Source organism: Paraburkholderia sp. (genome assembly GCF_050742655.1).
In the GTDB taxonomy this organism is placed as follows: domain Bacteria; phylum Pseudomonadota; class Gammaproteobacteria; order Burkholderiales; family Burkholderiaceae; genus Paraburkholderia.
Window position 1 is genome coordinate 115,338 of the sequence record NZ_JBOIGG010000006.1, and the last position, 22,720, is coordinate 138,057.

Consider the following 22,720-nt stretch of genomic DNA (forward strand, 5'->3'; position numbering starts at 1 on the left):
AAACGGGTTCAGTATCTGAGAGAGTGACGAGGGGTAAATATGGACAATGAACGCAGCGGAGCGCCCGACCAGGGCGCACGCATCGTGCCGGAGGGTGCCCAACCGAAGGGTGCCGCACCAGAGGGCGCCTATCCGGCGTTCGACGCCGCGCACGTTGCCCTGCATACGCTGCCGGCCAACGACGTGCCGGCGATGGTGCTGCTCGTCGACGACCAGGCGATCGTCGCCGAAGCCGTGCGGCGCGCGCTCGCCGACCAGGACGGCATTGACTTCCACTACTGCGCGCACTCGGACGAAGCGATGCACGCGGCGGTGCAGACGCGGCCCACCGTCATCCTGCAGGATCTCGTGATGCCCGGCACCGACGGGCTGACGCTCGTCAAGGCGTACCGTGCGAATCCGGCGCTGCGCGACGTGCCGATCATCGTGCTCTCCACCAAGGAAGAGCCGGTGATCAAGAGCGCCGCGTTCGCGAGCGGTGCGAACGACTACCTCGTGAAGCTGCCGGACCGCATCGAGCTGGTCGCGCGCATTCGCTATCACTCGCGCTCGTATGTGAACCTGCTGCAGCGGGACGAGGCGTACCGCGCGCTGCGGCAGTCGCAGCAGCAACTGCTTGAGGCGAATCTCGAACTGCGGCGCCTCACGCATTCGGATGGTTTGACGGGGCTGTCGAACCGCCGCTATCTCGACGAATATCTGAGCGCCGAATGGCGGCGCGCGACGCGCGACCAGGCGGAGCTGTCGCTGCTGATGATCGATGTCGACAACTTCAAGCTGTATAACGACACGTACGGGCACGTCGCGGGCGACGAAGTGCTGAAGCAGATCGCATCGACGGTTGAAGGCTGCCTCGGGCGCGCGGGCGATCTGGCCGCGCGCTTCGGCGGCGAGGAATTCGCGGTGGTGTTGCCGGGCACGTCGATGGGCGGCGTGCGGCTGCTCGCCGAGAAGATCCGCGCGGGCATCGAGTCGCTGCGGCTGCCGCATCGCCATGCGGCGAGCGGGGAGTACGTGACGATCTGCATCGGCGGCGCGACGGTTGTGCCGGAGGTCGATTCTGCGATGACGTCGCTGATCGAGGCCGCGGATGTCGCGCTGTATCAGGCGAAGCGGGATGGGAAGAATCGGGTGGTGGTGAATGCGGATCCGCATGCGGTGCGGGATTGAGGGGCGGGGCGTTCACATAGACTGGCTAGCCCGCGTGGCTGACGCGAGCGCTTCTCCACTACCAGATCGTCTTAACATGCGCATACGCGCGAATCTTCTCGTCCTTCGTGACGAGCGGTACCGCGAGCTTGCGGGCAGTTGCAACGATGATGCGATCCGCCGGGTCTTTATGAAACTCTCCCGGCAACTCGACAGACTTCACGGAGATCTCGTTGTCCACCGGCATGAACCGCACAGCGTCAATTTCACCGACCGTCGCGAGCCAACTTCCCACGTCCATCGACAACACGAGCTTTTCGCGCTCAACCAGCATCGCGATTTCCCAGGCGCTTATGGCGGAAACGACAATCTGCCCACCGTCCAACTCACGCGTGATCGCCGCTTTCGCCTTCTTGCTCAACGTGTCGTCACCGTGGACCCACCACACAAGGGTATGAGTGTCCAGGACGATCACTGAGCCGACTCCCACTCAACATCGACTGGGGCGGTTGGGTCCTCATAACGCACCACGGAGCCGCGCAGAATGTCCAGCGGGTTACGGTCAGTGTTCCGATACGGCCTGACCTCCAATGCGGGCTTGCCGTGATCCGTCACCACCACGCTTTCGCCTGATGCCTCAACCTGCCGGAAAAACTCGAGTGCCTTCGCCTTGAATTCGGACTTGGAAACATGATTGTTTTCCACTTTAAGCTCCATGGTCATTTGCCTATGGTCATAATCATAGGCCACGATGACTATATGAACAAGTCATTTTTGGTCGCGAGGCGACTCCACCTGACCGGAGACAACGGCCTCGCACGCCATTTTCTTTAGTCGTCGCCTTCACTGAGCTCAGTTTCGCGGTAAACCAAAAAAGCCCGGCTCGTATACAACCGAGCCGGGCTTTTTCGCATAAACGCCCCGCGAAGGGCGCCGTCCGCAACAAGCAGTGCACTTACGCAGCGAGCAGCGACCGCAGCACGAACGGCAGAATCCCACTGTGCTTGTAGTAATCGACTTTGATCGGCGTATCGATACGCAGTAGAACCGGCACACGCTTCGTGCTGCCGTCCTTTTCCCCCTGTCTGCTTTCCGTTCCGAAGTTAACCGACGTGACCGCCACCATCAGACGAGCAGTCGGACGAAGACGTGTGATGCCCACCGGACGCCACCGAATGCGAGTGGCAACTACCGTGTGACTGTGTGTCGGTGTTTGTCGAAATGGGAACGATGGGCAGGTAAGAAGCCTGCGATGATCCCCTCCGATTCCTTATGCTTTTCAGTAAGCGCCGCAAGAGTTTGAGCATCGTTCGTCCTTTCTCTCTGTCCAGTCCTTTCGAACTTCAATACGACGTCACGCTCGACGTTCGCTTTTCCCCGGGTTACTGACGCGGAAGCCTCTTCGTGCTGCCGCCGACGCGCATCAGGATATCCAGCGTCGCTTCCAGGCGAATCACACGCTCCGTCAGCCCCTCGATTTTGGTCTGCTGCTCCTTGACGGTGCCGGCCAGCGAAACCACCTTGTCATTCATCTTGATGACCGTGGTGAGTGCATCCCAAACCTTGTCTGTTACGCCCATTACTTCTTTCTCCCGGCCATCGCTGCAATCCGCTTGTTCGACTCGGCGACGAACGACAGCGCATCATCCAGCGCGTCGTTGGCTTCCTTCGTGGATGCATTCACGCGATCAACGAGCGCGAGAATTTCCTGCTCATCCTCGGATGGAGTGAAACCTTGCGCAGACTGACGCATGAGTTCACTGACGTTCAATCCGAGCCGCTTGGCCGTGCCTGCAATCGCTTTCTTTTGAGCCGCCGTTACCTGCACCACAATGCGCTCCGTTGCTGCCGCCATTTTCTGCCTCTATGTACATGCACATGACATGTACATTATAGGCCGATTGCTGGCTCGATCAAATCTGCCTTCCCCGGCAATCCGCGATAAACCCAAAAAAAGCCCGGCTCGTATAACAACCGAGCCGGGCTTTTTCGCGCAAGCGCCCCGCGAAGGGCGCCGTACGCAACGGGTAGTAATGCGCTTACGCCGCGAGCAACGACCGCAGCACGAACGGCAGAATCCCGCCGTGCTTGTAGTAATCGACTTCGATCGGCGTATCAATGCGCAGCAGAACCGGCACGCGCTTCGTGCTGCCGTCCTTGCTGTGGATCACCAGCGTGACTTCCTGCTGAGGCTTGAAGTCGTCGCCGAGACCTTCGACGTCATAGGTTTCCTCGCCGGTGATGCCGAGCGACTGCACGCTGTCCGAGCCCTTGAACTGCAGCGGCAGCACGCCCATGCCGACCAGGTTCGAGCGGTGGATCCGCTCGAAGCTGCGTGCGACCACGGCCTTCACGCCGAGCAGCTGCGTGCCCTTCGCCGCCCAGTCGCGCGACGAACCCGTGCCGTACTCTTCGCCGGCGAATACGACGGTCGGCGTGCCTGCGTCGATGTACTTCATCGCCGCATCGTAGATCGACAGCTGTTCGCCGTCCGGCTGATGGATCGTCAGGCCGCCTTCGACGCGCGTGCCGTCCGCCTTCAGCGGGATCATCAGGTTCTTGATCCGGACGTTCGCGAACGTGCCGCGCATCATCACGTCATGGTTGCCGCGGCGCGAGCCGTAGCTGTTGAAGTCGGCCTTCTGCACGCCGTTCGCCTTCAGCCACTTGCCGGCCGGCGAGTCTTCCTTGATCGAGCCTGCCGGGCTGATGTGGTCGGTCGTCACCGAGTCGCCGAAGATGCCAAGCGCGCGTGCGCCCTTCACCGCGGCGATGCTGGCGGCCGGCTGCATCGAGAAGTCGTCGCCGAAGAACGGCGGCTCGGCGATGTAGGTCGACTTCGGCCAGTCGTAGACCTGGCCTTCCTCGCCTTCGATCTTGCTCCACAGATCGCCCTTCTTCGTCAGATGCGCGTAGTTCTTGCGGAACGCGTCGGCGTCCATCGCGAACTTGAGCAGCGCGTTGACTTCGTCGCTCGTCGGCCAGATGTCGCCGAGGTAGATGTCCTTGCCGCCCTTGCCCTTGCCGACCGGTTCGGTCATCAGGTCGCGCGTGATGTTGCCGGCGATCGCGTAAGCGACGACGAGCGGCGGCGACGCGAGGAAGTTCGCGCGGATGTTCGGGTGGATACGCGCTTCGAAGTTGCGGTTGCCGGACAGCACGGCGGCCGCGACGATGTCGTTCTTCGTGATCGCTTCGTTCAGCTCGGGCGTGAGGTCGCCCGCGTTGCCGATACAGGTCGTGCAGCCGTACGCGGCCAGTTCGAAACCGAGCTTTGACAGGAAAGGCAACAGGCCCGTCTTGGTCAGATATTCGGTGACGATGCGCGAGCCCGGAGCCAGCGATGTCTTGATGTGCGGCGCGATCGTCAGACCGGCTTCGACGGCTTTCTTCGCGAGCAGGCCGGCCGCGAGCAGCACGCTCGGGTTCGACGTGTTCGTGCACGACGTGATCGCGGCGATCAGGATGTCGCCGTTCTTCACGTTGACGCCGTTGGTCGTCGTGTATTGCGTGTCGAGATCGGCGGCCTTCTTCGCAAAGCCGTTCTCGCCGACCGGCTTCGAGAACAGGTCGCTGAAGGTCGACTTCACGTGACCGATTTCGATCCGGTCCTGCGGACGCTTCGGACCGGCCAGCGACGGTGCCACCGTGCCGAGGTCGAGCGTGACGACCTTCGTGTAGTCGATCTCGCCGTCCTTCGGAATGCCGAACAGGCCCTGCGCCTTGAAGTACTTTTCGAACGCGGAAATTTCGGCGTCGGTACGGCCCGTGCCCTCGAAGTAGTCGATCGTCTTTTCGTCGACCGGGAAGAAGCCCATCGTCGCGCCGTATTCCGGTGCCATGTTGCCGATCGTCGCGCGGTCCGGCAGCGACAGCGACTTCGTACCAGCACCAAAGAACTCGACGAACTTGCCGACAACCTTCTCCTTACGCAGCAGTTCGGTGACGGTCAGCACGAGGTCGGTCGCCGTGACGCCTTCGCGCAGCTTGCCCTTCAGATGCACACCGACGACGTCCGGCGTCAGGAAGTACACCGGCTGGCCGAGCATGCCCGCTTCCGCTTCGATGCCGCCCACGCCCCAGCCGACCACGCCGATGCCGTTGATCATCGTGGTGTGGCTGTCGGTGCCGACCAGCGTGTCCGGGTAGTACACGGTGTCGCCGCCGTCGGCCTTCTTGTGCACGCCGCGAGCCAGATATTCGAGGTTCACCTGGTGGACGATGCCGACGCCCGGCGGCACGACCTTGAACGTGTCGAACGCTTGCATGCCCCACTTCATGAACTGGTAGCGCTCGTTATTGCGCTGGAATTCCAGCTTCATGTTCAGGTCGAGCGCGTCCTTCTGGCGGAAGTAATCGATCTGCACCGAGTGATCGACGACGAGATCGACCGGGACCAGCGGTTCGATGGCCTTCGGGTTCTTGCCGGCGCGCTTCGCGACGCCACGCATCGCGGCGATGTCGGCGAGCAGCGGCACGCCGGTGAAATCCTGCAGCACGACGCGCGACACGACGAACGGAATTTCGTCGACGCGCGAGGCCGTCGGCTTCCAGTTCGCGAGCTGTTCGATGTGCTCCTCTGCGATCTTCTTGCCGTCGTAGTTACGCAGCACCGATTCCAGCACGATGCGGATCGAAACCGGCAGCCGGTCGATCTTGACGTTCAATGCCTTGCCAAGTTGCGGCAGCGAGTAGAACTTGCCTTTGCCGGAACCGCTGTCGAATTCCTTGAGGGTTTTGTGGAGATTGTGGGCCATGGTGTTTTTCCCTGGTTGAATCGCGGGTCGTGGAGATGACGGTGCTACGTTTTCGAACTAGATCACATACAGATCGACATATTCGTGAACAGGCATGGCTTCGAGCCGAGCCTGATCGAGCGAGACGTCGAGAATGGCGTGCTGCTGTTTCGCCGGAAAGCGTCGCGCGAGGTTGGTGCGGAATTTCTCCACCAGCAGCGGGATGCCGTCGGCGCGCCGGCGCCGGTGGCCGATCGGGTATTCGACGGCGACCTCGCCGAGCGTCGTGCCGTCGGTGAACTCGACGGTCAGCGCGTTGGCGATCGAACGCTTGTCCGGGTCGTGGTAGTCCTGCGTGTACTGCGGGTCTTCAACGCAGGTCATCTTTGCGCGCAGCGTATCGATGCGTGCGTCCTGCGCGATGGAGTCTTCATAGTCGGCCGCGGTGAGCCGCCCGTAGATCAGCGGCACCGCGATCATGTACTGGATGCAGTGGTCGCGGTCAGCCGGATTGGCGAGCGGACCCTGCTTGTCGATGATGCGGATCGCTGCCTCGTGCGTACGGATCGTGATCTTCGCGATGTCCTCGACCGTTTTCCCTTTCGCCTTCAGCTGGCTGTGCAGCGTCATCGCCGCTTCGACCGCGGTCTGCGAGTGGAACTCGGCGGGAAACGAGATCTTGAACAGCACGTTCTCCATCACGTAGCTGCCGTACGGGCGCTGGAATTTGAACGCGTTCCCCTTGAACAGCACGTCGTAGAAGCCCCAGGTCTTCGCGGTGAGCACCGACGGATAACCCATTTCTCCGGTTTTCGCGATCAGCGCGAGGCGCACCGCGCGCGAGGTCGCATCGCCGGCGGCCCACGACTTGCGCGAGCCGGTGTTCGGCGCGTGACGGTAGGTACGCAGCGACTGGCCATCGACCAGCGCCAGCGACACCGCATTGATCAGTTCGTCGCGCGTGAGGCCGAGCAGCTGCCCGACCACCGCGGTCGACGCCAGCTTCACGAGCAGCACGTGGTCGAGGCCGACCTTGTTGAACGAGTTTTCGAGTGCAATGCAGCCCTGGATCTCGTGGGCCTTGACCATTGCGACGAGCACGTCCTTCATCGTGAGCGGTTTCTTGCCTGTAGCGACCGCGTTGCGCGACAGCCAGTCGGCGGTGGCGAGGATGCCGCCCAGGTTGTCCGACGGGTGACCCCATTCGGCGGCGAGCCACGTGTCGTTGAAATCAAGCCAGCGGATCATCGTGCCGATGTTGAAGGCGGCCTGTACCGGATCCAGCTGGAACTGCGTGCCGGGCACCTTGGCACCGTGGGGGACGACCGTGCCGGGCACGATCGGGCCCATCAGCTTGGTGCAGGCGGGGTAGGAGAGCGCTTCGAGTCCGCAGCCGAGCGTGTCGATCAGGCAGTTGCACGCGGTTTCGAGCGCAAGCGTGCTGTCGATTGCGTAGCCGAGCACGTAATCGACGATATCGACGAGTACTTGGTCCGGCTCGGGCCGGACGTTGGAAATCGGTGCGGACATCGGAGGTTCCTGGTGAGGACGATTAGTTGTTCGGGTTCTTGATCAGCTCGTTCGACTGCGTCGGAGCCGGCGCACCCTGGATCATCGCGGCGGTCTTGCATTCGTCGGCGAGACGCGAGCTATCTTTGTCCGAGAACAGCATCGCCTTCGTCGGGATCACGACGAGGTCCATGCCCGAAGCGGCGTCGTGGAAGCGGTCGGCGCCCGTCGTCGTGGCTTCGCGCGGCAGGTTGTAGTTCTTGCTGCCCCAGTGCACGGTCACGATCTGGTCACGCTTCATGTCGCCCTTCAGGTCGAACGACAGGCCTTCGTTGCACGACCATTTTTCGGCGCCGTCCGGTACCGGATCGACCTTCGCTTCCTTCGCCGGGTTCGCCTTGCGCTTGATCAGGCGGTGCTTCGGCGCCGGTGCCTTCGGCTTGGCTTTGGCCTTGGACGTGGTGGTGGTCGTCGTCGTCGTGCCTTGAGCGAGCGCTTCGGGCGCGGCGGCGAGCATCGCGGTGGACAGCACGCCGGCAGCGGCGGCGATCAGCAGTTTATTCATGGGAGAAAGCCTTTATCGATATGTTGAATGTTTGAATAGCTCGTGGTGTGACCCCCTCGGGTCGGTTTCCACGCGCCGCGAAGCGAACAGCGGACGCTATTTTCTCCTATTTAGCGGCACGAACTTCAAATTCTCGGGACCGGTGTAATTCGCACTCGGCCGGATGATCTTGTTGTCGATGCGCTGCTCGATAATGTGCGCACTCCAGCCTGCCGTGCGCGCGATCACGAACAGCGGCGTGAACATCGCCGTCGGCACGCCCATCTGGTGGTATGACACGGCGCTGAACCAGTCCAGGTTCGGGAACATCTTCTTCGCGTCCCACATCACCTTCTCGAGCCGCTCGGCGATATCGAACAGCTTCGTGTCCGACGCTTCCTTCGACAGCTTGCGCGCGATTTCCTTGATCACCTTGTTGCGCGGATCGGAGATCGTGTACACCGGATGCCCGAAGCCGATCACCACTTCCTTGTTTTCCACACGCCGGCGGATGTCGGCTTCCGCTTCATCGGGGCTCGCATAGCGCGACTGGATCTCGAACGCGACTTCATTTGCGCCGCCGTGCTTCGGCCCGCGCAGTGCGCCGATTGCGCCGGTAATCGCCGAGTACAGGTCCGAGCCCGTGCCGGCGATCACGCGGCCGGTAAAGGTCGACGCGTTGAATTCGTGCTCCGCGTACAGGTTTAGCGACACCTGCATCGCATCGACCCACGACTTCGACGGCGCGCGTCCATGCAGCAGATGCAGGAAATGCCCGCCGATTGATTCGTCGTCGGTTTCGACCTCGATGCGCCGGCCGTTGTGCGAGTAGTGGTACCAGTACAGCAGCATCGAACCGAGCGAGGCCATCAGGCGATCGGCGATGTCGCGTGCGCCCGGCAGGTTGTGGTCGTCCTTCTCGGGCAGCACGGTGCCGAGCACGGAGACGCCGGTGCGCATCACGTCCATCGGATGCGCGGAGGCGGGCAGCCATTCGAGCGCGGCCTTCAGGTTCGCGGGCAGGCCGCGCAGTGCGTGCAGCTTCGTCTTGTACGCGGCGAGTTCGGCGGCATTGGGCAGCTTGTCGTGCACGAGCAGGTAGGCGATCTCCTCGAATTCGCACGCGCTGGCGATGTCGAGGATGTCGTAGCCGCGGTAGTGCAGGTCGTTGCCCGTGCGGCCGACCGTGCACAGCGCGGTGTTACCCGCCGTTACGCCCGACAGCGCGACGGATTTTTTCGGTTTGAAGCCGGCCCCGCCCGGTTGGGCGGCGGGTTGCGCGGCGTTTTCCTTCGTCTCGCTCATCTCCTGCAATCTCCTGTGGGCCTGCTCACTTCTTCTGGTTGAACAGCGCGTCGAGCTTCTGCTCGTACGCGTGGTAGCCGATGCTTTCGTACAGTTCGGCACGCGTCTGCATCGTGTCGACGACGGCCTGCTGCGTGCCGTCGCGGCGGATCGCGTGGTAAACGTTTTCAGCGGCGCGGTTCATCGCGCGGAACGCGGACAGCGGATAGAGCACGAGCGACACATCGGCACCGCGCAGTTCGTCGACCGTGAAGAGCGGCGTCGAGCCGAACTCTGTGATGTTTGCGAGCACCGGCACCTTCACGGCCTGCACGAACTGCCGGTACATGCCGAGTTCGGTCATCGCTTCGGGAAAGATCATGTCGGCGCCGGCTTCGACGCACGCGGCCGCGCGATCGATCGCGGCCTGCAGGCCTTCGACCGCGAGCGCATCGGTGCGGGCCATCACGACGAACTCGGGATCGGTGCGCGCGTCGACGGCGGCCTTGATCCGGTCGACCATCTCGTCCTGCGACACGATCGCCTTGCCTGGCCGGTGTCCGCAGCGCTTCGCGCCGACCTGGTCCTCGATGTGCATCGCGCCCGCGCCGGCCCTGGTCAGCGCCTTCACGGTCCGCGCGATGTTGAATGCCGACGGACCGAAGCCGGTATCGACGTCGACGAGCAGCGGCAGGTCGCAGACGTCGGTGATGCGACGTACGTCGGTGAGGACGTCGTCGAGCGTCGAGATGCCGAGATCGGGCAACCCGAGCGAGCCGGCCGCGACACCGCCGCCGGACACGTAGATCGCCTTGAAGCCCGCGCGCTGGGCGAGCAGCGCGTGGTTCGCGTTGATTGCGCCGACGATCTGTAACGGCTTTTCGGCGGCCACCGCCGCGCGGAATGCCGCGCCGGCGGACGGATTCGTGCGAGTCGTCATACCGATGCTCCTGTAACGGACCTAACGGACGAAGGGGATGCGAACAGCGGAGTGGTTTCGGCGGGCACGTTGCGGCCCGTCGAGCGTGCGCGGCGCAGCACCGACCAGTAGTAGCGATAGCTCGCGCGATCGTGCAGCGTGTCGCCGTGGCGCGTCGGGCCCCACTGCGCGTGCTGCGCGGCGAGCAGGATCTCGGCGGCGGTGGCGATTTCGTCGTCGCGTGGCGCGAATGCCGCGACGATCACGGGCACCTGCGCAGGATGGATGCTCCACATCCGCGTATAGCCGAACTCGTTGCGCGCGCGTGCCGCGTCGTTCGCGACGACCGTCATGTCGCGCACTTCGGTCGAGACGTTGTGCGACGGCACCTTGCCGTGCGCGTGGCCTGCTGCGGCAATTTCGAGCTTTGCACGGCGCACGAGCGGATGATCGAACTGGCCGGGCGAGCGCATCGCGCTGTCGGGAATCGCGCCGTCGTGCGCAGAGACGAAATCCATCAGGCCAAAGCTCAGTGCCTCGACGCCGGGGAGTGCCGCGAGATCGAACACCTTGGCGAGCGCGCCGTGCGTTTCGACCAGCAGTTGAACCGGGATTGCCTGCGCGATACCGAGTTCGCGGCGCGTTGCTTCGATGAACGCGCACATCTCGGCGGCATCGGGGACGTTGCGGATTTTCGGTAGCGCGATGTAGGCGGGCGCGCGTTGCGCCGCGCGCAGGATGAGGCGCACGTCGTCGCGCCAGTGCGGATGGGCGAAGTCGTGGATGCGGACGCCGACGCGGCCGAAGCGGTCGTGCTCGCCGCCGATGAACGACGCGACGAGTTCCGCGTGTTCCGCTTCGCGGCCCACTTGCGCGCCGTCTTCGCAGTCGAGTGTGATGTCGAACACAGGGCCTAGCTGCTGCTGCAGCGCGAGCGACTTCAGCATCAGCTTTTCGCTGCCGGCGTAGTGATCGCAGGCAGGCAGAACGGCAGGGGGCGCTTCGCCGTCAAACAGCACTTCGGCGGGTGTGAGTGCGCGCATCTTCGACGTGAGGAGCGTGGGCTTGTCGTGGGAAAAACCGATTCGGGCGCGTTCTGGGCGGCGTAGCAACACGGTCTGGCAGCGCGGCGGACAAAACGCATCCGGATCGGACGCGAACCTCATGTGCGGCGCTTGAAGCATGTGCCGCACACGGATTCGCACGTCAGGGCCGGGCGTGAAAAAACCGGAACCCGCCGCCGCAGTACCTCAGTACGGCAGGCCCGGTTCGATCGCGCGGATCAGCCGAGCAGATGCTGAACGCCGTCGCGTTCCTCGAGCAGTTCGTTCAGCGTGTGGTCCATCTTTTCGCGCGCGAACGCGTCGATGGCCAGGCCTTCCACGCGCTTGTACTCGCCGTTTTCGCAGGTGACCGGCACGCCGTAGACGATGTCTTCGGGGATGCCGTACGAGCCGTCCGACGGCACGCCCATCGTCACCCACTTGCCGTTGGTGCCGAGCACCCAGTCATGCACGTGATCGATTGCCGCATTGGCTGCCGATGCCGCCGACGACAGGCCACGCGCTTCGATGATCGCTGCGCCGCGCTTGCCGACCGTCGGAATGAACGTGTTGCGGTTCCATTCGTCGTCGTTGATCAGCTTCGTGAGGTCCTGGCCGTCGACGGTTGCGACGCGGAAGTCCGGGTACATCGTGGGCGAGTGGTTGCCCCACACGGCGAGCTTCTCGATCGATGCGACCGGCTTGCCCGACTTTGCCGCGAGTTGCGACAGCGCGCGGTTGTGGTCGAGGCGCAGCATTGCAGTGAAGTTCTTCTTGGGCAGATCCGGTGCGGACTTCATCGCGATGTACGCGTTCGTGTTGGCCGGGTTGCCGACCACCAGCACCTTGATGTCGCGGCTCGCGACTTCGTTCAGCGCCTTGCCCTGCACCGTGAAGATTTCGGCGTTTGCCGACAGCAGGTCCTTGCGCTCCATGCCCTTCGAACGTGGGCGGGCGCCGACCAGCAGCGCGACATCGGCGTCCTTGAACGCGACTTTCGGATCGTCGGTGACCACGACGCCCGCGAGCAGCGGGAACGCGCAGTCTTCGAGCTCCATCACGACGCCTTTCACGGCTGCCTGTGCCTGCGGCAGGTCGAGCAGCTGCAGGATCACCGGCTGGTCCTTGCCGAGCATGTCGCCGTTCGCGATGCGGAACAGCAGCGAGTAACCAATTTGACCTGCGGCGCCGGTGACGGCAACACGCTTTGCGGGCTTAGCCATTGAGAAATCTCCAGGACGATGCGTTAGACGCTAGGGGAAAACGCCATTTTATATGCGCGCCACCAGAAGCGTCGGTGAAACACGGCGGAATTCGCTGCGCGCGGGGGGCTTCTGCGTAACGGACGGAAGCCGGAGGACGCTGCGGCGCGGTCGCCGTGCCGGATAACCTGTGCGACCGAGCGGATTGCGGAACGCTTGGGACACCGCGGTGGCCGCTGCGTGCCGGCTCCTGCTACAGCGCGTTTCGGTGAGCGTCGGACGGACCGGCGAGCCAGGCGAAAGCTGGACTGCGTGAGGGGTAACAGCATGTGCAGGGCGGCTTTTTCGGTGTGCGGCGGCCATGTGGACAACGACCGCCCAACTTCCCGCAAACCCTTGCTCGCGAAGGAGTGTAGGAGTCGGCAGACGCAAAGTCAACATTATCTTATGTCTTATATAAGACATAAGTGTTGCCGGGAAAAGGCTGGACGCCGGACGCGCCTTTATGATGAAATGGAAACATGACTTCGAACCAGGCGAGCGCTGCGCATTCCACTGGCCAGGCGGGCTCGGGCGACAGTTTGCCCGGTGCTGCGCCGGCCGGCCCGTCCGCCGGTTCTGCAAACGTTTCCGCGCCTGCTGCGTCTGCCGCGCCTGCCATTACGGCCAGCATCGTACCCACGTCCCCCACGTTCAGCCCACTGTACCAGCAGATCAAGGCGCTCATTACGCAGGGCCTCGAATCGGGCGAATGGAAGCCGGGCGAAATCATTCCCAGCGAAGTCGAACTGGCCGCCCGCTACAAGGTGAGCCAGGGCACGGTGCGCAAGGCGATCGACGAACTCGCTGCCGACAACCTGCTGGTCCGCCGGCAGGGCAAGGGCACGTTCGTTGCCACGCACAATGAAGACCGCGCGCAGTTCCGCTTCCTCCGCCTGCTCGCCGACGACGGCGTCGAACATCCACATGTGAGCCGGCTGCTCGAATGCCGGCGCCTGCGCGCGACGGCCGAGATCGCACGGCAGCTCGAACTGAAACCCGCCGATCCCGTCGTGCTGATCAGACGGCTGCTGCAGTTCGACGGCGAGACGACGGTGCTCGACGAAATCTGGTTGCCCGGCGGCGTGTTTCGCGGCCTCACGCTCGAACGGCTGTCCGACTACAAGGGTCCGCTGTATGCGATGTTCGAAACCGAGTTCGGTACGCGCATGATCCGCGCATCGGAAAAGATCCGCGCGGTCGCCGCCGATCCCACGGTGGCGGAACTGCTGCATGTGCCGTCCGGTTTTCCGTTGCTGTCGGTGGAGCGCGTGTCGTATACCTATGGCGATCGCCCGGTCGAAGTGCGTCGTGGATGGTATGTCACAACCGGGTATTACTATCAGAACGACTTGAGTTGAAGGACGGTGCGGCGGCGCGCGCGAATCGCGCGGAAGGCCGCCGGAGCGCGCTTTTGTTGCGCCTGATATCAAGGTCCAGCGTGGGTTTTCGCTGCAGCGCGATATAAAAAGGCGCTAAAATCGCGGATTAGTGTGACTACATAGTAGGGGTCTAGCATGGCTGAAGCCGTAAAAAAACCGAGGCCGGAATTCCGGAACATCGGTATCGGGCAGATCTTGACGGCATACCGTCTCCCGCTAGCGGGGCGCGTGTCGATCCTGCACCGCGCGAGTGGTGCGCTGCTCTTCCTCTTCCTTCCGTTCCTGCTTTACCTCTTCTCGCAGAGCCTCACCTCCGAACTCAGCTTCGAAGTCTTCAAGGCCATTCTCTCCAACGTCATCGTCAAGCTCATCACGCTGGTTCTCGCGTGGTCGTTCCTGTTCCACTTCTGCGCCGGCATCCGTCACCTCTTGATGGATACGCACCGCGGCCTGACGAAGGAAGGCGGCAAACAGAGCTCGATCATCGTTCTCGTCGTGTCCTCGCTTCTCACGCTCGCGTTTGCGGCAAAACTCTTCGGAGTCTTCTAAAAAATGTCAGCCCACAATCGAATTGGCCCGAAGCGTCTTGTTGTCGGCGCGCACTACGGCCTGCGCGACTGGCTTGCGCAACGCATTACCGCCGTCGTGATGGCGGTCTACACCGTGATCCTGCTGGTCCTGTTCTTCGGTGCGCAGGACTTCTCCTATGACGGCTGGGCGTCGATCTTCGCCATGCAATGGATGAAGCTCGCCACGTTCGTCGCGCTGCTCTCGCTGTTCTATCACGCATGGGTCGGCATTCGCGACATCTGGATGGACTATGTGAAGCCGGTCGGCACGCGGCTGTTCCTTCAAGCGTTGACGATCGTCTGGCTGCTCGCATGTGCGGGCTACGCTGCGCAGATTCTCTGGAGAGTGTAAAGAATGGCTGCAATCATGAAAGGTCTGCCGCGTCGCCGTTTTGACGTGGTCATCGTCGGCGCGGGCGGCTCGGGGATGCGCGCGTCGCTGCAACTCGCGCGCGCGGGCCTGTCGGTCTGCGTGCTGTCGAAGGTGTTCCCGACGCGTTCGCACACGGTCGCTGCACAAGGCGGCATCGGCGCATCGCTCGGCAACATGAGCGAAGACAATTGGGAATGGCACTTCTACGACACGATCAAGGGTTCCGACTGGCTCGGCGACCAGGACGCGATCGAGTTCATGTGCCGCGAAGCACCGAACGCCGTCTATGAACTGGAACACATGGGCATGCCGTTCGACCGCAATGCGGACGGCACGATCTATCAGCGTCCGTTCGGCGGCCACACCGCGAACCACGGCGAGAAGCCGGTACAGCGCGCGTGCGCGGCAGCCGACCGTACCGGTCACGCGCTGCTGCACACGCTGTACCAGCAGAACGTCGCGGCGAAGACGCAGTTCTTCGTCGAATGGATGGCGCTCGATCTGATCCGCGACGCCGACGGCGACGTGCTCGGCGTCACCGCGCTCGAAATGGAAACGGGCGACGTCTATATCCTCGAAGGCAAGACCACGCTGTTCGCCACGGGCGGTGCGGGCCGGATCTTCGCGGCATCGACCAACGCGTTCATCAACACTGGCGACGGCCTCGGCATGGCGGCCCGTTCGGGCATCGCGCTGCAGGACATGGAGTTCTGGCAGTTCCACCCCACCGGCGTCGCGGGTGCGGGCGTGCTGATTACGGAAGGCGTGCGCGGCGAAGGCGGCATTCTGCGCAACTCGGACGGCGAGCGCTTCATGGAGCGCTACGCGCCGACGCTGAAGGATCTGGCGCCGCGCGACTTCGTATCGCGTTCGATGGACCAGGAAATCAAGGAAGGGCGCGGTGTCGGTCCGAACAAGGACCACGTGCTGCTCGACTTGTCGCACATCGGCGCCGAGACGATCATGAAGCGTCTGCCGTCGATCCGCGAAATCGCGCTGAAGTTCGCGAATGTCGACTGCATCAAGGAACCGATCCCGGTCGTGCCGACCATCCATTACCAGATGGGCGGTATTCCGACGAACATGCACGGCCAGGTCGTGGGCACGGCGAGGGGTCATGAGGAGCCGGTCAACGGTTTCTACGCGGTCGGCGAATGCTCGTGCGTGTCGGTGCATGGCGCGAACCGCCTCGGCACGAACTCGCTGCTCGACCTCGTGGTGTTCGGCCGCGCGGCCGGCAACCATATCGTCAAGCACGTGAAGGACATCAAGGACCACAAGCCGCTGCCGGCCGATGCCGCCGACTTCGCGCTCGCGCGTCTCGACAAGCTCGAAAAATCGTCGTCGGGCGAATACACGCAGGCCATTGCGGGCGACATCCGCGCGTCGATGCAGGCGCACGCCGGCGTGTTCCGCACGTCGAAGCTGCTGGCCGAAGGCGTCGAGAAGGTGAAGGAACTGGCCGAGCGCGTGAACAACGTGCATCTGAAGGACAAGTCGAAGGTGTTCAACACCGCGCGCATCGAAGCGCTCGAACTGGCGAACCTGATCGAAGTGGCGCGTGCCACGATGGTCTCCGCCGAAGCGCGCAAGGAAAGCCGCGGCGCGCACGCGCAGAGCGACTTCGAACATCGCGACGACGAAAACTGGCTGCGTCACACGCTGTGGTTCAGCGAAGGCGATCGCCTCGACTACAAGCCGGTGCACATGCAGCCGCTGACAGTCGAATCGGTGCCGCCGAAAGCGCGGACGTTCTAAGCCCGAGCCGAATCAAAGGAACCCGAAATGGCCAAGCGAATTTTTGAAATCTACCGCTACGATCCGGACAAGGACGCAGCGCCGCGCATGCAAACCTACGAGATCGACATCGACTCGCATGAACGCATGCTGCTCGACGCGCTCATCAAGCTGAAGGCGGTCGACGAAACCTTGTCGTTCCGCCGGTCGTGCCGCGAAGGCGTGTGCGGTTCGGACGCAATGAACATCAACGGCAAGAACGGTCTGGCCTGCTTGCAGAACATGAACGATCTGCCGCAGAAGATCGTGCTGCGTCCGCTGCCGGGCCTGCCCGTCGTGCGCGACCTGATCTGCGACTTCACGCAGTTCTTCAACCAGTATCACTCGATCAAGCCGTACCTGATCAACGATACGCCGCCGCCGGAAAAGGAGCGTCTGCAGTCGCCTGAAGAACGCGACGAGCTCGACGGCCTGTACGAATGCATCCTGTGCGCCAGCTGCTCGACGTCATGCCCGAGCTTCTGGTGGAACCCGGACAAGTTCGTCGGCCCGGCCGGCCTGCTGCAAGCCTACCGTTTCATCGCGGACAGCCGCGACGAAGCGACCGGCGAGCGTCTGGACAATCTGGAAGATCCGTACCGTCTGTTCCGTTGCCATACGATCATGAACTGCGTCGAGGTGTGCCCGAAGGGCTTGAACCCGACGAAGGCGATCGGCAAGATCAAGGAATTGATGGTTCGCCGTGCTGTCTGAGATGCAAGAGACATCGCATCAGTCCGACCCGCTTCGCCGCGCGCGCCTTCGCTGGCGCGCGCGGCGCGGCTTGCTGGAAAACGATCTGATTTTCGAGCGTTTTTTCGGCAAATACGAGCATGACCTCAGCGATGCCGACGTCGGCGCACTCACGCGCCTGCTCGAGCTGAGCGATAACGACCTGATGGACTTGCTGCTCGTGCGCAAGGAACCTGAGGGCGACCTTGCCGACCCGGATGTCATACGGGTGCTGCAGCTGCTGCGTACCGCGTGAGCGTCGCGGGACCACGCATGCAGCGCAAGTAGCGCAGGCGCGCACCGTCGTCGGTGCCGCCGGGCGCGCAGATTATCGAAACCCTGTTTCCATTCTTCGATTGAGGATGTGCCATGACCCCGTCTGATGTAAAAGCCACGCTATCGTTCAGCGACAATTCGCCGAGCGTTGAAATGCCGATCTACAAGGGCACCCTCGGCCCGGACGTGATCGACATCCGCAAACTGTACGGCCAGACCGGTAAGTTCACGTACGACCCGGGCTTCATGTCGACGGCGTCGTGCAACTCGGCCATCACGTACATCGACGGCGACAAGGGCGAACTGCTGTATCGCGGCTATCCGATCGACAACCTCGCGCAGAACGCCGACTTCCTTGAAACCTGCTACCTGCTGCTGAACGGCGAACTACCGAACGCACAGCAGCACGCCGAGTTCGTCGAGACCGTCACGAAGCACACGATGGTCCACGAGCAGATGCAGTTTTTCTTCCGCGGCTTCCGCCGCGATGCGCACCCGATGGCGATTCTCGTCGCCGCGGTGGGTGCGCTGTCCGCGTTCTATCACGATTCGCTCGACATCAATAACCCGCAGCATCGCGACGTATCGGCGATCCGGATGATCGCGAAGCTGCCCACGCTGGTCGCGATGGCGTACAAGTACAGCATCGGCCAGCCGTTCGTGTACCCGCGCAACGAGCTGTCGTACAGCGCGAATTTCATGCGCATGATGTTCTCGAATCCGTGCGAGGAATATAAGGTCAACGACGTGCTGGTGCGCGCGCTCGACCGCATCCTGATCCTGCACGCGGACCACGAGCAGAACGCGTCGACGTCGACGGTGCGTCTCGCGGGTTCGTCGGGTGCGAATCCGTTTGCATGTATCGCAGCGGGTATCGCGTGTCTGTGGGGCCCGGCACATGGCGGCGCGAACGAAGCGGCGCTGAACATGCTGGAAGAAATCGGCTCGGTCGACAAGATCCCCGAGTTCATCAAACAGGTGAAGGACAAGAACTCGGGCGTGAAGCTGATGGGCTTCGGTCACCGCGTGTACAAGAACTACGACCCGCGTGCGAAGCTGATGCGCGAGACGTGTTACGAAGTGCTCGAAGAACTGGGCCTGCACGACGATCCGCTGTTCAAGCTCGCGATGGAACTCGAAAAGATTGCGCTGGAAGACGAATACTTCGTGTCGCGCAAGCTGTACCCGAACGTCGACTTTTATTCGGGCATCGTGCAGCGCGCATTGGGTATCCCGACGTCGATGTTCACGTGCATCTTCTCGATGGCACGCACGGTGGGCTGGATCGCGCAATGGAACGAAATGATCGCCGATCCGGAACAGAAGATTGGTCGTCCGCGTCAGCTGTTCGTTGGCGAAACGCCGCGCGAGGCAAAGCCGCTCGCGCAACGTTAAAGCGCTGCGCATTCGCGCACGACGCATCGTAAAACGCCCCGACGGGTTTGCCTGTCGGGGCGTTTTACTTTGTGTGTCCGGTCAGCGGGCATCCGCCGGTGCGCCAAAGTGCCGGGTAACACCGATACAGGTATCGGCACTACCAGCCAACCCCATGTTTTTTATCGGTTTTCCGCTTTTTCGGTCAGCAAAACGCGTGAGCTGCGTGGCATAATCGACCGACACGGACCGCTTGTAGTCCGCGCTTCCGTCATTACTACCCGCATACCATGGCACAGACTCTCTACGACAAATTGTGGAACACGCACGTGGTCCACACGGAAGAAGACGGCACGACGATTCTCTACATCGACCGCCATCTGCTGCACGAAGTCACGAGCCCGCAGGCGTTCGAAGGGCTGAAGCTGGCCGAGCGCCCCGTGTGGCGCATCAGCGCGAACCTGGCCGTGTCCGATCACAACGTGCCGACCACCGACCGCTCGCACGGCATCGCCGATCCCGTCTCGAAGCTGCAGGTCGACACGCTCGATTCGAACTGCGACGCGTACGGCATCACGCAGTTCAAGATGAACGACCTGCGTCAGGGCATCGTGCACATCATCGGGCCGGAGCAGGGCGCGACGCTGCCGGGCATGACGATCGTGTGCGGCGATTCGCACACATCGACGCACGGTGCGTTCGGCGCGCTCGCGCACGGCATCGGTACGTCGGAAGTCGAGCACGTGCTCGCGACGCAAACGCTGCTGCAAAAGAAGAGCAAGAACATGCTCGTCAAGGTGGAAGGCCCGCTGCCGCGCGGCTGCACCGCGAAAGACATCGTGCTCGCGATCATCGGCAAGATCGGTACTGCGGGTGGCACCGGCTACGCCATCGAATTCGGCGGCTCGACGATCCGCGCGCTGTCGATGGAAGGCCGCATGACCGTCTGCAACATGGCGATCGAAGCAGGCGCGCGTGCAGGCATGGTCGCCGTCGACGACACCACGGTCGAATATCTGAAGGGACGTCCGTTCTCGCCGCAGGGCGTCGAATGGAATCAGGCCGTCGAATACTGGAAGCAGTTCACGTCCGATCCGGACGCACATTTCGACCGCGTGGTTGAACTGAACGCGGCGGAAATCGTGCCGCAAGTAACATGGGGCACGTCGCCGGAAATGGTCACGTCGATCGATGGTCGCGTGCCCGATCCCGAGCGCGAAAAAGATCCGGTGAAGCGCGGTGCGATCGAGCGCGCGCTGCAGTACATGGCGCTCGAACCGAACCTGCCGATCGAGTCGATCAAACCAGACAAGGTCTTCATCGGCTCCTGCACGAACGCGCGCATCGAAGACCTGCGCGCGGCCGCGTACGTCGTGAAGAAGCTCGGCCGTCGCGTCGCGCCGAACATCCGGCTCGCGATGGTGGTGCCGGGTTCCGGTCTCGTGAAGGCGCAGGCCGAGCGCGAAGGGCTCGACAAGGTGTTCACCGACGCCGGTTTCGAATGGCGCGCGCCGGGCTGCTCGATGTGTCTCGCGATGAACGCCGACCGGCTCGAACCGGGCGAGCGCTGCGCGTCGACGTCGAACCGCAATTTCGAAGGACGTCAGGGTGCGGGCGGTCGTACCCATCTGGTCAGTCCGGCGATGGCGGCGGCTGCGGCCATCGAAGGGCATTTCGTCGATATTCGCAAGCTGGGGTGAGGCAATGAAAACCTCGACATTCTGGCGCCGTGCCGCGCTACTGATGCTGACCGGCATGCTGGTGGGGCTGGCCGGCTGCAATACGGTTTCGGGTTTCGGTCAGGACATGAGCGATGCCGGCCACGCGCTGAAGAAGGCGGCGGACTGACGCTGCATTGCCGCGTTGCTTCACGACGTATTTTGATTTCACCGGCCGCGCCATCCTGCGTTGCGCGTGCCGGTTTCAACTCTGGTGGGTGATGGACCATGGATAAATTCATCGTACATACGGGCCTCGTGGCGCCGCTCGATCGCGAGAACGTCGACACCGACGCGATCATTCCGAAGCAGTTCCTGAAGTCGATCAAGCGCACGGGCTTCGGGCCGAATGCATTCGACGAATGGCGTTACCTCGATCACGGCGAACCGGGCCAGGACAATTCGAAGCGTCCGCTGAATCCCGACTTCGTGCTGAACCAGCCGCGTTATCAAGGCGCATCCGTGCTGATCGCGCGCAAGAACTTCGGTTGCGGCAGCTCGCGCGAGCATGCGCCGTGGGCGCTGCAGCAGTACGGCTTTCGCGCGCTGATCGCGCCGAGCTTCGCGGACATCTTCTACAACAACTGCTTCAAGAACGGCGTGCTGCCGATCGTGCTGACCGAGCAGCAGGTCGATCACCTGTTCAACGAGACCTACGCGTTCAACGGCTTCCAGCTGACGGTCGATCTCGACGCGCAGGTCGTGCGCACGGCCGACGGCGGCGCCGAATATCCGTTCGAGGTCGCGGGTTTCCGCAAGTACTGCCTGCTGAACGGCTTCGACGATATCGCTCTCACGCTGCGTCACGCGGACCTGATTCGCCAGTTCGAGGCGGAGCGTCTCACGAAGCAGCCGTGGCTGAATCACCGCATCGTCGGTTGATACGATCGTCTTCCTGAATTCAAGAGCAACCAGCAAGGAATTCCGCATGAAAATCGCAGTATTGCCGGGCGACGGCATTGGTCCCGAGATCGTTGTCGAGGCTGTGAAGGTTCTGAACGCACTCGGCGAACGGTTCGAGCTCGAAGAGGCGCCGGTGGGCGGCGCGGGTTACGAGGCGAAGGGCCATCCGCTGCCCGACTCCACGCTCGCGCTCGCGAAGGAAGCCGACGCGATCCTGTTCGGCGCGGTCGGCGACTGGAAATACGATTCGCTTGAACGCGCGCTGCGTCCGGAGCAGGCCATTCTCGGTTTGCGCAAGCATCTGCAGCTGTTCGCGAATTTCCGTCCCGCGATCTGCTATCCGCAGCTCACGGGCGCGTCGTCGCTGAAGGAAGAGATCGTCTCGGGTCTCGACATCCTGATCGTGCGCGAGCTGAACGGCGACATCTATTTCGGCACGCCGCGCGGCGTGCGCGAAGCGCCGGACGGTTCGTTTGCCGGGGCGAAGGAAGGCTTCGACACGATGCGTTACGCGGAACCCGAAGTGCGCCGTATCGCGCACGTCGCATTCCAGGCGGCGCAAAAGCGCGGCCGCAAGCTGACGTCGGTCGACAAGGCGAATGTGCTTGAAACGTCGCAATTCTGGAGAGACGTGATGATCGACGTCTCGAAGGAGTACGCGGACGTCGAGTTGTCGCACATGTACGTCGACAACGCGGCGATGCAGCTCGTGAAGGCGCCGAAGTCGTTCGACGTGATCGTGACCGGCAACATGTTCGGCGACATCCTGTCGGACGAAGCGGCAATGCTGACCGGCTCGATCGGTATGCTGCCTTCGGCATCGCTCGACAAGAACAACAAGGGGCTGTACGAACCGTCGCACGGCTCGGCACCGGACATCGCGGGCAAGGGCGTCGCGAATCCGCTCGCCACGATCCTGTCGGCCGCGATGATGCTGCGCTACTCGCTGAACAAGGCGGAGCAGGCCGATCGTATCGAGCGCGCGGTGCAGAAGGTGCTGGAGCAGGGTTATCGCACCGGCGACATCCTGACGCCGGGTTGCAAACAGGTTGGCACCGCCGCGATGGGCGACGCGGTGCTGGCTGCGCTCTGATCCGGGTTCTGGTTGTGTAGTGCGCAATGGACCGCGAAAAGCAGTCCATTGCGCGAGAAACAGGCGAGAAGCGGCATAGTTGGGCGGCATATGCCGCTG

General features: G+C 62.8%; 24 protein-coding genes. 12 read left to right on the forward strand and 12 right to left on the reverse strand.

All coding sequences use genetic code 11. From position 1 onward, the window contains the following. Window positions 1-39 precede the first annotated feature (39 nt). Entirely contained in the window at window positions 40-1,170 is a 1,131-nt protein-coding gene (locus ACREXZ_RS10875) for a diguanylate cyclase (RefSeq protein WP_431764068.1), read from the forward strand. Window positions 1,171-1,228: 58 nt separating this feature from the next. On the opposite strand, the gene ACREXZ_RS10880 is transcribed toward ACREXZ_RS10875, so the two are convergent. The 12 genes from ACREXZ_RS10880 to ACREXZ_RS10935 all read right to left on the reverse strand — a co-directional run bounded on the left by ACREXZ_RS10880 (window position 1,229) and on the right by ACREXZ_RS10935 (window position 12,407). Continuing rightward, window positions 1,229-1,624, reverse strand: coding sequence for a type II toxin-antitoxin system VapC family toxin (locus ACREXZ_RS10880; protein WP_431764069.1), 396 nt, complete (start codon window positions 1,622-1,624; stop codon window positions 1,229-1,231). Further along, window positions 1,621-1,872 (reverse strand): type II toxin-antitoxin system Phd/YefM family antitoxin, encoded by a 252-nt coding sequence (locus ACREXZ_RS10885; protein WP_431764070.1) that lies wholly within the window; start codon window positions 1,870-1,872, stop codon window positions 1,621-1,623. The genes ACREXZ_RS10880 and ACREXZ_RS10885 overlap by 4 nt, the downstream gene beginning before the upstream one ends. A gap of 232 nt (window positions 1,873-2,104) precedes the next feature. Continuing rightward, window positions 2,105-2,311, reverse strand: a complete 207-nt coding sequence (locus ACREXZ_RS10890) for a hypothetical protein (protein ID WP_431764249.1) — start codon at window positions 2,309-2,311, stop codon at window positions 2,105-2,107. A gap of 220 nt (window positions 2,312-2,531) precedes the next feature. Beyond that, window positions 2,532-2,729: a hypothetical protein gene (locus tag ACREXZ_RS10895; protein WP_431764071.1), complete on the reverse strand. Its 198-nt coding sequence runs from the start codon at window positions 2,727-2,729 to the stop codon at window positions 2,532-2,534. After that, a complete protein-coding gene (locus ACREXZ_RS10900) occupies window positions 2,729-3,004 on the reverse strand; it encodes a plasmid mobilization protein (RefSeq protein ID WP_431764072.1) in 276 nt (91 codons plus the stop codon). The genes ACREXZ_RS10895 and ACREXZ_RS10900 overlap by 1 nt, the downstream gene beginning before the upstream one ends. Window positions 3,005-3,188: 184 nt before the next feature. Continuing rightward, window positions 3,189-5,906, reverse strand: coding sequence for an aconitate hydratase AcnA (gene acnA, locus ACREXZ_RS10905; RefSeq protein ID WP_431764073.1), 2,718 nt, complete (start codon window positions 5,904-5,906; stop codon window positions 3,189-3,191). A gap of 57 nt (window positions 5,907-5,963) precedes the next feature. Then, a complete protein-coding gene (locus tag ACREXZ_RS10910; RefSeq protein WP_431764074.1) occupies window positions 5,964-7,415 on the reverse strand; it encodes a bifunctional 2-methylcitrate dehydratase/aconitate hydratase in 1,452 nt (483 codons plus the stop codon). 22 nt (window positions 7,416-7,437) lie between these two features. After that, window positions 7,438-7,959 (reverse strand): hypothetical protein, encoded by a 522-nt coding sequence (locus ACREXZ_RS10915; protein ID WP_431764075.1) that lies wholly within the window; start codon window positions 7,957-7,959, stop codon window positions 7,438-7,440. A gap of 96 nt (window positions 7,960-8,055) precedes the next feature. Next, window positions 8,056-9,243, reverse strand: coding sequence for a bifunctional 2-methylcitrate synthase/citrate synthase (prpC, locus tag ACREXZ_RS10920; protein ID WP_431764076.1), 1,188 nt, complete (start codon window positions 9,241-9,243; stop codon window positions 8,056-8,058). Window positions 9,244-9,268: 25 nt separating this feature from the next. Continuing rightward, a complete protein-coding gene (prpB, locus tag ACREXZ_RS10925; RefSeq protein ID WP_431764077.1) occupies window positions 9,269-10,162 on the reverse strand; it encodes a methylisocitrate lyase in 894 nt (297 codons plus the stop codon). After that, complete coding sequence (locus tag ACREXZ_RS10930; protein WP_431764078.1) at window positions 10,159-11,184, reverse strand: HpcH/HpaI aldolase/citrate lyase family protein; 1,026 nt, start codon at window positions 11,182-11,184, stop codon at window positions 10,159-10,161. Before ACREXZ_RS10930 ends, prpB begins: the two co-directional genes overlap by 4 nt. Before the next feature lie 239 nt (window positions 11,185-11,423). After that, window positions 11,424-12,407 (reverse strand): malate dehydrogenase, encoded by a 984-nt coding sequence (locus ACREXZ_RS10935; protein ID WP_431764079.1) that lies wholly within the window; start codon window positions 12,405-12,407, stop codon window positions 11,424-11,426. Window positions 12,408-12,907: 500 nt separating this feature from the next. Here ACREXZ_RS10935 and ACREXZ_RS10940 point away from each other — a divergent pair, with 500 nt between their 5' ends. The 11 genes from ACREXZ_RS10940 to leuB all read left to right on the forward strand — a co-directional run bounded on the left by ACREXZ_RS10940 (window position 12,908) and on the right by leuB (window position 22,621). After that, complete coding sequence (locus ACREXZ_RS10940) at window positions 12,908-13,786, forward strand: GntR family transcriptional regulator (protein WP_431764080.1); 879 nt, start codon at window positions 12,908-12,910, stop codon at window positions 13,784-13,786. Window positions 13,787-13,942: 156 nt separating this feature from the next. Further along, window positions 13,943-14,356, forward strand: coding sequence for a succinate dehydrogenase, cytochrome b556 subunit (sdhC, locus tag ACREXZ_RS10945; RefSeq protein ID WP_431764081.1), 414 nt, complete (start codon window positions 13,943-13,945; stop codon window positions 14,354-14,356). A gap of 3 nt (window positions 14,357-14,359) precedes the next feature. Beyond that, window positions 14,360-14,728, forward strand: a complete 369-nt coding sequence (sdhD, locus tag ACREXZ_RS10950) for a succinate dehydrogenase, hydrophobic membrane anchor protein (protein ID WP_431764082.1) — start codon at window positions 14,360-14,362, stop codon at window positions 14,726-14,728. Window positions 14,729-14,731: 3 nt separating this feature from the next. Beyond that, window positions 14,732-16,507, forward strand: coding sequence for a succinate dehydrogenase flavoprotein subunit (gene sdhA, locus ACREXZ_RS10955; RefSeq protein ID WP_431764083.1), 1,776 nt, complete (start codon window positions 14,732-14,734; stop codon window positions 16,505-16,507). Window positions 16,508-16,534: 27 nt separating this feature from the next. Beyond that, on the forward strand, window positions 16,535-17,239 hold the full coding sequence (locus tag ACREXZ_RS10960) for a succinate dehydrogenase iron-sulfur subunit (RefSeq protein ID WP_431764084.1): 705 nt from the start codon (window positions 16,535-16,537) through the stop codon (window positions 17,237-17,239). 1 nt (window position 17,240) lies between these two features. Then, window positions 17,241-17,513, forward strand: a complete 273-nt coding sequence (locus ACREXZ_RS10965) for a succinate dehydrogenase assembly factor 2 (RefSeq protein WP_431764239.1) — start codon at window positions 17,241-17,243, stop codon at window positions 17,511-17,513. Window positions 17,514-17,626: 113 nt separating this feature from the next. Continuing rightward, complete coding sequence (gltA, locus tag ACREXZ_RS10970) at window positions 17,627-18,928, forward strand: citrate synthase (protein ID WP_431764085.1); 1,302 nt, start codon at window positions 17,627-17,629, stop codon at window positions 18,926-18,928. Window positions 18,929-19,197: 269 nt separating this feature from the next. Further along, entirely contained in the window at window positions 19,198-20,607 is a 1,410-nt protein-coding gene (gene leuC, locus ACREXZ_RS10975) for a 3-isopropylmalate dehydratase large subunit (RefSeq protein ID WP_431764086.1), read from the forward strand. Window positions 20,608-20,611: 4 nt separating this feature from the next. Then, a complete protein-coding gene (locus tag ACREXZ_RS10980) occupies window positions 20,612-20,755 on the forward strand; it encodes an entericidin A/B family lipoprotein (RefSeq protein WP_431764087.1) in 144 nt (47 codons plus the stop codon). Window positions 20,756-20,853: 98 nt separating this feature from the next. Further along, a complete protein-coding gene (leuD, locus tag ACREXZ_RS10985; RefSeq protein ID WP_431764088.1) occupies window positions 20,854-21,507 on the forward strand; it encodes a 3-isopropylmalate dehydratase small subunit in 654 nt (217 codons plus the stop codon). A 46-nt stretch (window positions 21,508-21,553) separates the two neighbouring features. Further along, a complete protein-coding gene (leuB, locus tag ACREXZ_RS10990; RefSeq protein WP_431764089.1) occupies window positions 21,554-22,621 on the forward strand; it encodes a 3-isopropylmalate dehydrogenase in 1,068 nt (355 codons plus the stop codon). The last annotated feature ends 99 nt before the right edge of the window (window positions 22,622-22,720 follow it).

Excerpts from the sequence above, each read along its gene's own strand:
- ACREXZ_RS10875 (WP_431764068.1), top strand. The coding sequence starts at position 40 with ATGGACAATGAACGCAGCGGAGCGCCCGACCAGGGCGCACGCATCGTG.
- ACREXZ_RS10885 (WP_431764070.1), bottom strand. The coding sequence starts at position 1,872 with ATGACCATGGAGCTTAAAGTGGAAAACAATCATGTTTCCAAGTCCGAA.
- ACREXZ_RS10895 (WP_431764071.1), bottom strand. The coding sequence starts at position 2,729 with ATGGGCGTAACAGACAAGGTTTGGGATGCACTCACCACGGTCATCAAG.
- ACREXZ_RS10900 (WP_431764072.1), bottom strand. The coding sequence starts at position 3,004 with ATGGCGGCAGCAACGGAGCGCATTGTGGTGCAGGTAACGGCGGCTCAA.
- acnA (WP_431764073.1), bottom strand. The coding sequence starts at position 5,906 with ATGGCCCACAATCTCCACAAAACCCTCAAGGAATTCGACAGCGGTTCC.
- ACREXZ_RS10910 (WP_431764074.1), bottom strand. The coding sequence starts at position 7,415 with ATGTCCGCACCGATTTCCAACGTCCGGCCCGAGCCGGACCAAGTACTC.
- ACREXZ_RS10915 (WP_431764075.1), bottom strand. The coding sequence starts at position 7,959 with ATGAATAAACTGCTGATCGCCGCCGCTGCCGGCGTGCTGTCCACCGCG.
- prpC (WP_431764076.1), bottom strand. The coding sequence starts at position 9,243 with ATGAGCGAGACGAAGGAAAACGCCGCGCAACCCGCCGCCCAACCGGGC.
- prpB (WP_431764077.1), bottom strand. The coding sequence starts at position 10,162 with ATGACGACTCGCACGAATCCGTCCGCCGGCGCGGCATTCCGCGCGGCG.
- ACREXZ_RS10930 (WP_431764078.1), bottom strand. The coding sequence starts at position 11,184 with ATGCGCGCACTCACACCCGCCGAAGTGCTGTTTGACGGCGAAGCGCCC.
- ACREXZ_RS10935 (WP_431764079.1), bottom strand. The coding sequence starts at position 12,407 with ATGGCTAAGCCCGCAAAGCGTGTTGCCGTCACCGGCGCCGCAGGTCAA.
- ACREXZ_RS10940 (WP_431764080.1), top strand. The coding sequence starts at position 12,908 with ATGACTTCGAACCAGGCGAGCGCTGCGCATTCCACTGGCCAGGCGGGC.
- sdhC (WP_431764081.1), top strand. The coding sequence starts at position 13,943 with ATGGCTGAAGCCGTAAAAAAACCGAGGCCGGAATTCCGGAACATCGGT.
- sdhD (WP_431764082.1), top strand. The coding sequence starts at position 14,360 with ATGTCAGCCCACAATCGAATTGGCCCGAAGCGTCTTGTTGTCGGCGCG.
- sdhA (WP_431764083.1), top strand. The coding sequence starts at position 14,732 with ATGGCTGCAATCATGAAAGGTCTGCCGCGTCGCCGTTTTGACGTGGTC.
- ACREXZ_RS10960 (WP_431764084.1), top strand. The coding sequence starts at position 16,535 with ATGGCCAAGCGAATTTTTGAAATCTACCGCTACGATCCGGACAAGGAC.
- ACREXZ_RS10965 (WP_431764239.1), top strand. The coding sequence starts at position 17,241 with ATGCAAGAGACATCGCATCAGTCCGACCCGCTTCGCCGCGCGCGCCTT.
- gltA (WP_431764085.1), top strand. The coding sequence starts at position 17,627 with ATGACCCCGTCTGATGTAAAAGCCACGCTATCGTTCAGCGACAATTCG.
- leuC (WP_431764086.1), top strand. The coding sequence starts at position 19,198 with ATGGCACAGACTCTCTACGACAAATTGTGGAACACGCACGTGGTCCAC.
- ACREXZ_RS10980 (WP_431764087.1), top strand. The coding sequence starts at position 20,612 with ATGAAAACCTCGACATTCTGGCGCCGTGCCGCGCTACTGATGCTGACC.
- leuD (WP_431764088.1), top strand. The coding sequence starts at position 20,854 with ATGGATAAATTCATCGTACATACGGGCCTCGTGGCGCCGCTCGATCGC.
- leuB (WP_431764089.1), top strand. The coding sequence starts at position 21,554 with ATGAAAATCGCAGTATTGCCGGGCGACGGCATTGGTCCCGAGATCGTT.